This window comes from Desulfovibrio sp. 1214_IL3152 (genome assembly GCF_036763055.1).
Lineage (GTDB): Bacteria > Desulfobacterota > Desulfovibrionia > Desulfovibrionales > Desulfovibrionaceae > Desulfovibrio.
On record NZ_JBAIYW010000368.1, the window covers coordinates 1 to 7,400 of the forward strand.

The 7,400-nt window shown below is 57.2% G+C and carries 9 protein-coding genes and 1 pseudogene; 8 read left to right on the plus strand and 2 right to left on the minus strand.

Translation table 11 applies throughout. The annotated features are described in order from the left end of the window. The 5 genes from V6C07_RS07945 to V6C07_RS07965 form a co-directional block, all read left to right on the plus strand. A partial coding sequence (locus tag V6C07_RS07945) for a hypothetical protein (RefSeq protein WP_333535840.1) occupies window positions 1-260 on the plus strand: 260 nt, incomplete at its 5' end. Window positions 261-269: 9 nt separating this feature from the next. Continuing rightward, window positions 270-1,004: a type IV secretion system protein gene (locus tag V6C07_RS07950; RefSeq protein ID WP_333535841.1), complete on the plus strand. Its 735-nt coding sequence runs from the start codon at window positions 270-272 to the stop codon at window positions 1,002-1,004. 8 nt (window positions 1,005-1,012) lie between these two features. Beyond that, window positions 1,013-1,930 carry a P-type conjugative transfer protein TrbG gene (gene trbG, locus V6C07_RS07955; protein WP_333535842.1) on the plus strand — a complete coding sequence of 306 codons (918 nt, stop codon included), beginning with the start codon at window positions 1,013-1,015 and terminating at the stop codon, window positions 1,928-1,930. Further along, entirely contained in the window at window positions 1,930-2,433 is a 504-nt protein-coding gene (locus V6C07_RS07960; protein WP_333535843.1) for a hypothetical protein, read from the plus strand. Before trbG ends, V6C07_RS07960 begins: the two co-directional genes overlap by 1 nt. Before the next feature lie 8 nt (window positions 2,434-2,441). Then, window positions 2,442-3,668: a TrbI/VirB10 family protein gene (locus tag V6C07_RS07965; RefSeq protein ID WP_333535844.1), complete on the plus strand. Its 1,227-nt coding sequence runs from the start codon at window positions 2,442-2,444 to the stop codon at window positions 3,666-3,668. Between the two features lie 9 nt (window positions 3,669-3,677). On the opposite strand, the gene V6C07_RS07970 is transcribed toward V6C07_RS07965, so the two are convergent. Together V6C07_RS07970 and V6C07_RS07975 are read right to left on the minus strand one after the other, a co-directional pair. Then, window positions 3,678-4,049 carry a type II toxin-antitoxin system RelE/ParE family toxin gene (locus V6C07_RS07970; RefSeq protein ID WP_333535845.1) on the minus strand — a complete coding sequence of 124 codons (372 nt, stop codon included), beginning with the start codon at window positions 4,047-4,049 and terminating at the stop codon, window positions 3,678-3,680. Then, window positions 4,036-4,326: a type II toxin-antitoxin system Phd/YefM family antitoxin gene (locus V6C07_RS07975; protein ID WP_333535847.1), complete on the minus strand. Its 291-nt coding sequence runs from the start codon at window positions 4,324-4,326 to the stop codon at window positions 4,036-4,038. The genes V6C07_RS07970 and V6C07_RS07975 overlap by 14 nt, the downstream gene beginning before the upstream one ends. Before the next feature lie 451 nt (window positions 4,327-4,777). Between V6C07_RS07975 and V6C07_RS07980 the strand changes: the two are divergent. From V6C07_RS07980 to V6C07_RS07995, 3 genes and pseudogenes are all read left to right on the plus strand, one after another. Next, window positions 4,778-5,431 (plus strand): annotated as a pseudogene (locus tag V6C07_RS07980) (type IV secretory system conjugative DNA transfer family protein); the annotation flags it as partial. A 331-nt stretch (window positions 5,432-5,762) separates the two neighbouring features. After that, a complete protein-coding gene (locus tag V6C07_RS13415) occupies window positions 5,763-6,980 on the plus strand; it encodes a tyrosine-type recombinase/integrase (protein WP_442886162.1) in 1,218 nt (405 codons plus the stop codon). 2 nt (window positions 6,981-6,982) lie between these two features. Then, the gene (locus V6C07_RS07995) at window positions 6,983-7,198 is read left to right on the plus strand and encodes a helix-turn-helix transcriptional regulator (RefSeq protein WP_333535848.1); all 216 of its coding nucleotides are present in this window, start codon (window positions 6,983-6,985) and stop codon (window positions 7,196-7,198) included. The last annotated feature ends 202 nt before the right edge of the window (window positions 7,199-7,400 follow it).

The window sequence follows — 7,400 nt, forward strand, 5'->3', positions numbered from 1 at the left end:
CAATGACCGCTTCCGCCGCCGCTGTGGCTGGCGGGGCAGTCGGCGCGATGGTGGCCGGGAACAACACCATTCAGAACGTCAAAGACGCCGCCAAGGTGGCCGGAATGGAAGGCACGGGAGCCGTGGGCGTGGCGAAATCTCTCTGGGGAGCCCGCCAGGATGCCAAAACATCCGGCGAAAAATCTCTCAGCACCCGGACACGCTCTGAAATGCAGGAACGCCTGGAGCGAGCCCGCATGAACAAAAACGATCAATCATAGGTGGTAATAATGTCTCTTTTCAAATCAAAACTCACGGGCCATGCCCCGGAGCCCTCCGGCAACGGCAACCCGTATCTCAATGGCCGGGAAGAATGGCTGGAGCGGTACGGTTCCTACATCAGCCGGGCCGCGCAATGGCGCATGGTCGCCTTTCTCTGTCTGCTGCTCACGGCAATTTCCATTACCGGCAACGTGATTCAGGCCAGCCAGGTGAAAACCGTGCCCTACATCATCGAAGTGGACAAGCTGGGCAAGTCTTCCGTGGTCGCGCGGGCCGACAAGGCCAGCGCCACGCCGCAACGCCTTGTTCAGGCGGAGATCGCCGCCTGCATCAGCTCCTGGCGCACGGTCACGGCGGATGTGGAACTCCAGCAGAAAATGATTGAGCGCCTGTCCTTCTTCATGGCTGGAAGCGCCAAGGGCGTTCTGCGCGAGTGGTACGAGGCCAACAACCCCTATGAAATCGCCAAGACCGGCAAGCTCGTGCATGTGGAGATCAAAGGCCTGCCCCTGCCGGTCAGCTCCGATTCCTACCGGGTGGAATGGGTTGAAACCGTGCGCAGCCATGCAGGTGTTCTGCTGGACGCCCATACCTATGAAGCCACGGTAACGATCCAGATCAACCCGCCCACCGTGGACGCGGTGATTCTGCGCAACCCCGGCGGCGTCTACATCACTTCGTTGTCTGCCGGAAAAGTCGTTGGCGCGACGGCTCCGGTCAAACCCCAAAACAATCAGGAATGAGGTATTCCATGAAAAAGATATTCTTACTCGTCTGCGTCTTTACGCTCTTTGCGTCTTCGGCTTTCGCTGCTTCGCCGGTTCCGCCCGGTTATCCGCCGCCGCTTGATGCTTCGGCCCCGGCTGCCATGCCGGAAATTGACTATCTCAACCCCACGGTTGTGCCCCTGACCGACAAGGAAAAGAAGGCGCTGCGTCTTTCCGGCAACTGGTCGCGTCAGAGCGTTGAACCGGTTCTCACTGGCGGCGGCAAGGTGGTTTATGTGCATGGCGCGAGCCTGCCCACTATTGTGGCCGCGCCCATGCAGGTCTGCGATGTGGAATTGCAGGCCGGTGAAACCGTGCATGAAATTGTGGTCGGCGATTCTTCCCGCTGGATGGTGGATTCCGGCTCTGTAGGCTCCGGCGTTGGCGCTACGGCGCACCTGTTCATAAAACCGGTGGATTCCGGTCTGGAAACCTCTGCTGTCGTGACCACTGACCGCCGCGTGTACCACCTGCGCCTTGTGTCCCAGCGTTCGGGACATACGCCCTATGTTGGATTTCTCTACTCGGAAAGCCTGAAGCAACAGGCCGCCTGGAGGCAGGCCAGGGATGCCAAGGAACAGGAGTGGAACTCCACCACCGTGGACGGCAGAACCACGGATCTGTCCGCTCTGAACTTCAATTATGAGGTCAAGGGCAAGGCGAAATGGAAGCCGGAGCGCGTCTATGATGACGGGCGGCAAACCTTTATCCGCCTGCCTGAAAACTCCGCCTCCGGCGAAATGCCCGTGCTGTTGGTACGCAAAGGCAAGCAGGATGTGCTTGTAAACTATCGCGTCAAAGACTCGGCCATGGTTGTGGACGGCCTCTTTGACCGCATTGCCCTGGTCATTGGCGTGGGCGGCGATCAGGAAAAAGTGGAAATCATAAGGGGGAGCAAGTAATGCGTAACGTCCTTCTCTCCCTTTGTTTTGTCGTGTTGTTCGCATCCGGCTGCGCCAAACCGGGCTTGGTCGGTTCCTGGTGCGGGCCTCTGCCGGGGAAAAGCGCGGTTGCCGCCATTGCTGATGACGCTGTGGACTGCCTGACCGTTCTGTATCCTCCGGGCCATACCTCTTTGCATCTGCTCCCGGCCAAGGAAGCAACCAACGATTTTGCCGCCGCCTTTGAAAGCGGCCTGCGGACAAAGGGTTTCACCCTGGCCGCAGCGGAATCCGCTGATGTACTCGTTGTCGCCTACACCCTGGACGCTCTGGACGAAAAGAGCGCCTGGTATCTCCAGTTGCGCCTTTCGGACGGCAAGGCCTTTGCCCGTTCCTACACGGCGGGCGGCCAGCCCGAAGCTGGCCAGAGCCGCACGGAGCAGGAATTCAGGCGCTCCATTATAGACCGGGCTTCCAGAGAAGTCCGTCATGCCTGGGATACGGGCATGAACGCGCTGGATTAGGGGGAACCATGAGCGACAACACTCCCAACAGCCTGGAGCCGACCAAAAAGGTCAACGTGGCCCGCATGAGCCGCTGGCCGCTCTATGCCGTGCTTGTGGCCGGGCTCTTTTTGCTCGGCATCCTGGTCTATAGCGTGAACTTTGCCCACAACCAGGAAGGGGAACAGGCGGCAACTCCCAAGGTGGACATTAAAGAAGAGGAGCGGCCCTTACTCATGGGTGAAGGTGCTGGCCTGAATCTGGCTCCGCCTGCCGGTTCCCCGGCCATAACCCAGCCGGATATGCCCAAACCCGCAGGCGGGCGCGAGCCGCTGATTGTGGTGCAGAAAACACAGGAACAGCCGGATCAGTACCGGCAGGAACTGGAAAACCTGCGCCGCATGAAAGCGCAAGCCCAGCTTACGGCGCTTTCCGCGCCCATTGCCGTGAAAAAAGCGTCAGACACGTCTGACCAATCTGATCAGCGAGTGGCGGTGCAGGATGATCGCAGGCCGGAAGCCGGGTTAAACTTCAATCCTGACCTCTCCGCTATGCGGGAAAACGGCTACGATCCCGCAGCCGACAAGGACAAGGAAGCCTTTTTTGCCCGTGCGGAAAAGGATTCGGCCTGGATTCTGCCGCATACCCGCACAGCCGGACAACCACTGGAGTTGAAAACCGGCGCGGTCATTCCCGGAGCCATGATTACTGGCATCAATTCCGATTTGCCCGGCAACATCATCGCCCAGGTTTCCCAGAACGTCTTTGATACGGCCACTGGCCGCAACCTGCTCATTCCACAGGGCGCAAAGCTCTTCGGCGTGTATGATTCCCGCGTCATTTACGGCCAGGAGCGGGTTCTGGTGGCCTGGAACCGCATTGTGTTCCCGGACGGTTCTGCCGTGACCTTGGGCGCAATGCCCGGCTCGGATATGGCGGGCAACGCCGGGTACACGGACAAGGTGAACAACCACTACCTGCGTATCTTCGGCTCGGCCATTCTTATGAGCATGATCACAGGCGGCATGTCCTACAGCATGGACTCTCTGGATAGCGGAAACGGCGACAGCGACAACCCCACGCTCCAGGATGAAATGGGCGCGGCGCTTGCCTCGCAACTTGGACAGGCCACGCTCCAGCTCCTGCAAAAGAACCTGAACATCAAGCCCACGCTGGAAATCCGGCCCGGCTACCAGTTTAATGTCATTGTCACCAAAGACATGGTGTTTAAGCGGCCTTATAAGGCGGGGAGGTAAAAAGTGGGCTTATTTCTCGGCAGTATCGTCGGTGAGAGATGTGAGCAGCCGTTCTTTCAAAAGTTCGGTAAAATTGCGGCGTCCATCGGCAACAACATGAATATGGACTTCCCCTATAGCCTTGGTGACTTGGTACACAACCCGATAAGGCCGCACCTGGATTTCCCTGTACGAGAGGATATTAACGCGTTTCAATTCTGGAGGGATACGCCCGCGATCAGGGAGTTCGCTCAGGCTGTCTCGCGCCTGAATAAATCTCTCCAGTATCGTTTCGGCAATGTCCGGCCCATCCCTGTCGGCGATGTAAGAGAAAATGTCCTTAATGTCTTTTCTGGCTGGGCTGGTGAATTTAACCCGCCAGGACGGTTTATCCGCGCTCATTCCATTTCTCCGCTATCATTTGGCGAATGTCGTCAAACACTTCGTCGGAGTCATGGAGCTTCCCGGCTTCGGCAGCGGCGGAGCTATCAGCCAGCATACGCAACAGAGCAAGACTCTCCTGCATCTGATCGTATTCTCGGACGTTCATCACAACTGCTTTGGCTTCGCCGTTTTGCGTTATGACCATAGGATTGCCTGTTTCCGCAACGGTTTCCACCATTTGCTTGGCGTTGTTCTTGAGCCAGGAAATAGGCTTGATGTCTGAATGAAGTTGCATACACCCTCCATAGGGGAAAAATTATGACTGAATTCAGACTAACCATTCAGGTAGAATAAATCAAGCTTTCTTTGCGGGCCAAGAGCCCCAAGCCAGCGCCGCATGACGGCCTCTTACGGAGAATGTCATGCCCGCAAAATACGGCTTGGGCACGGATACGCCAAAAAGCAATCTGCGCTGGCTCTATCTGCCGTTCATGCTCTTGCTGGCCCTGGCCAGCCTGGCGCTGGCAACCCAGCGCATAGCCGCCTACTTCGCCTATCACCCGGCGCTCGGCGAGCCGTGGGGCGTTGCCTTGGGGCTCCCCTGGTACGCGCCCTGGTCAGTGGTCGCCTGGCAGGAGAAATTCAGCGCCAGCGATACCTACGGTTTCATTGAGCAGGCCATAACGCACAGCCAGGCGCTGTTCCTGCTGCCGCAACTCATCGTCATCGCTTACTGGATGCCCTTCATGAAAAAGCTGAGGGCCAACGCCAACCTGCACGGCTCGGCCCGCTGGGCGGAAGAGAAAGAAATCCGCACCATGGGCTACTTTGAGGGCAAGGGCGTCTATGTGGGCGGCTGGCTCAAAAAGTACACGGGGGTATCGCTGCTGCTGCGCTCGCTCCGGGGCAAGCCGGATGAAGTGCAGCACTACCTGCGGCACAACGGCCCGGAACACATTATGGTCTTCGCGCCCACGCGATCCGGCAAGGGCGTTGGCCTGATTCTGCCCACGCTCCTGGCCTGGGAAGGCTCCAGCATTGTCTTGGATATCAAAGGTGAAAACTGGGCGCTCACAGCGGGCTGGCGCAAATCGCAGGATCAGGTGGTGCTGCGCTTTGACCCCTCCGATCCTTCCGGAGCGTCCGCCGCCTTCAACCCGCTGGAAGAGCTGCGCATCGACACCATGATGGCGATTCCCGATGTGCAGAACATGGCGGCCATGCTGGTTGATCCCAACGGTAAAGGCCTGGAGGATCACTGGAGCAAGGCGGCGTTTGCCATGCTCGGCGGGGCCATTCTGCATTGCGCCATCATGATCCGCCACAGCCAGGGCCGCACGGCCACGCTCTACGATCTCTCCTGCATGCTGGCGGATGAAAGCCGTACCATCAAGGACTTGTTCCAGGAAATGGTGGACACGCCTCATGCGGAACTGCTCAAAGAACTGTTCCCCAACGGTGAAGGCGGTGACAAGGCGCATATCTTTATCGCCAGTTCAGCCAGAGAGATGCTTAACAAGGCCGAAAACGATACTTTCAATTTCAGGCAGTCTTTTAAGGCATATTTATCCAGTAGTATCAAAATATTACCGGATATTTTGACCGGGTACGCATCCAGTGAAAACCACCAAAATACGTGCCCAATGCTGGTACATCTGCTGGTACGTTTTGGGTGCTCATTCCGCCTTAATCTAGCTGAAATTATGAAGATTTTACCACTGGAGGTGAATTATGAAATTGACAGATACCTTTGTAAAGCGCAAGCAAGGAAACGGAAAAGTACAAAAGCACTCGGACGGCGGCGGGCTGTTTCTGCACATCACTCCACAAGGCGGCAAGTCATGGCGCATGGGCTACAGGTTTATGGGCAAGCAAAAACTGCTGGTCATCGGGCCGTATCCCGCCGTCAGCTTGAAAGAAGCACGGGAGCGTCGAGAAGCGGCCAAAAAACTTCTGGTGGACAACATAGACCCCAGCGCCGCCAAACAGGAAGCCAAGGCGGTTGCGGCTATTTCGGCCAAAAACTCTTTTCAGGCAATCGCCCTGGAGTGGCTGGAAAAGCATTCCGTTCGCTGGACGGCGGCCTACAAGAATCACATCCTGCGCCGCATGGAAAAATATGTGTTCCCGGCCGTCGGCAAACGTCCAGTCAGAAGCGTTACCGCCCCGGAGTTGCTGGAGGCTTTACGTCGAGCCGAAGATAGAGGCGCGGGCTTCATGGCGCATATGGCACTGAACGAATGCGGGCGCATTTTCCGTTACGCTATCGCAACTGGACGGGCGGAACGTGATGTTGCCGCCGACCTGCGCGGCGCGTTGACCCCTATGGACTACAGTAGGCATTTCGCGGCGGTCAAGGAACCAAAGGCCATAGGCAGGCTTCTGGTGGCCCTGGACAGCTACAAAGGAACATTCACAGTGCGCTGCGCCTTGCGGCTTTCCCCGCTGGTGTTCGTCCGGCCTGGCGAACTCGCCCTGGCGCAATGGCAGGAAATCGACTTTGAAACCAACGAATGGCGCATCCCAGCGGAGAGAATGAAGATGCGGCAACTGCACATTATCCCTCTGGCACGTCAGGCGGTGGAGATTCTGCGGGAAGTACACAAGCTCTCCGGTCAGGGGCGCTATGTTTTTCCAGCCAGAGGTAACACCGAAAAAGATACTCCCATGAACCGAATAAGCCTTGTCCGCGCCCTCCGGGCGGCTGGTTACTCCAAAGATGAAATGACCCAGCATGGTTTCCGGGCGATGGCCTCCACCATGCTGAATGAACTCGGCTACAACCGGGATTGGATAGAACGCCAACTGGCCCACAGTGAGCGGAACAGCATCCGGGCCGCATACAACTATGCGGAGTACCTGCCCGAGCGCCGCCGTATGATGACTGAATGGGCCGATTACCTCGACACACTGCGCGACAAGGCTCGCCAAGAACAACCAGGAGAATGATTATGGCGAGAGAAACTAAAACCCCGCTTCCGCTGCCCCAGGAGGGCTTTGCCCGATTGCCGCAAATTCTGCACGTCCTTGGCATCAGCGCTTCGGCATGGTGGCAGGGAGTGAAAGAGGGCAAATACCCGCAGCCGGTCAAGCTGGGGCCGCGTACAACGGTCTGGCGGGTGGAAGATGTACGAGAGCTGATTCATCTGGTGTGCAAAAAACGTTGACTTGGCTCACTTTGAAATTATGAACTAAAACTGAGGTTATTGCTAAAGTAACTGCCGTGCCACCGTAGAACACGTGATAACGTACGGTATTTTTCGCACATTCCCAAAATGGAAGTAGCCCTTCATGTCGGTTAGGTTTGGTTATGACCAAACAACCACCAAACCAGCATGAGGGCTACAAATGAAAGCTACCAAGGAGCAC

Coding starts and splice junctions, on each gene's coding strand:
- V6C07_RS07950 (WP_333535841.1), top strand. CDS start 270: ATGTCTCTTTTCAAATCAAAACTCACGGGCCATGCCCCGGAGCCCTCC.
- trbG (WP_333535842.1), top strand. CDS start 1,013: ATGAAAAAGATATTCTTACTCGTCTGCGTCTTTACGCTCTTTGCGTCT.
- V6C07_RS07960 (WP_333535843.1), top strand. CDS start 1,930: ATGCGTAACGTCCTTCTCTCCCTTTGTTTTGTCGTGTTGTTCGCATCC.
- V6C07_RS07965 (WP_333535844.1), top strand. CDS start 2,442: ATGAGCGACAACACTCCCAACAGCCTGGAGCCGACCAAAAAGGTCAAC.
- V6C07_RS07970 (WP_333535845.1), bottom strand. CDS start 4,049: ATGAGCGCGGATAAACCGTCCTGGCGGGTTAAATTCACCAGCCCAGCC.
- V6C07_RS07975 (WP_333535847.1), bottom strand. CDS start 4,326: ATGCAACTTCATTCAGACATCAAGCCTATTTCCTGGCTCAAGAACAAC.
- V6C07_RS13415 (WP_442886162.1), top strand. CDS start 5,763: ATGAAATTGACAGATACCTTTGTAAAGCGCAAGCAAGGAAACGGAAAA.
- V6C07_RS07995 (WP_333535848.1), top strand. CDS start 6,983: ATGGCGAGAGAAACTAAAACCCCGCTTCCGCTGCCCCAGGAGGGCTTT.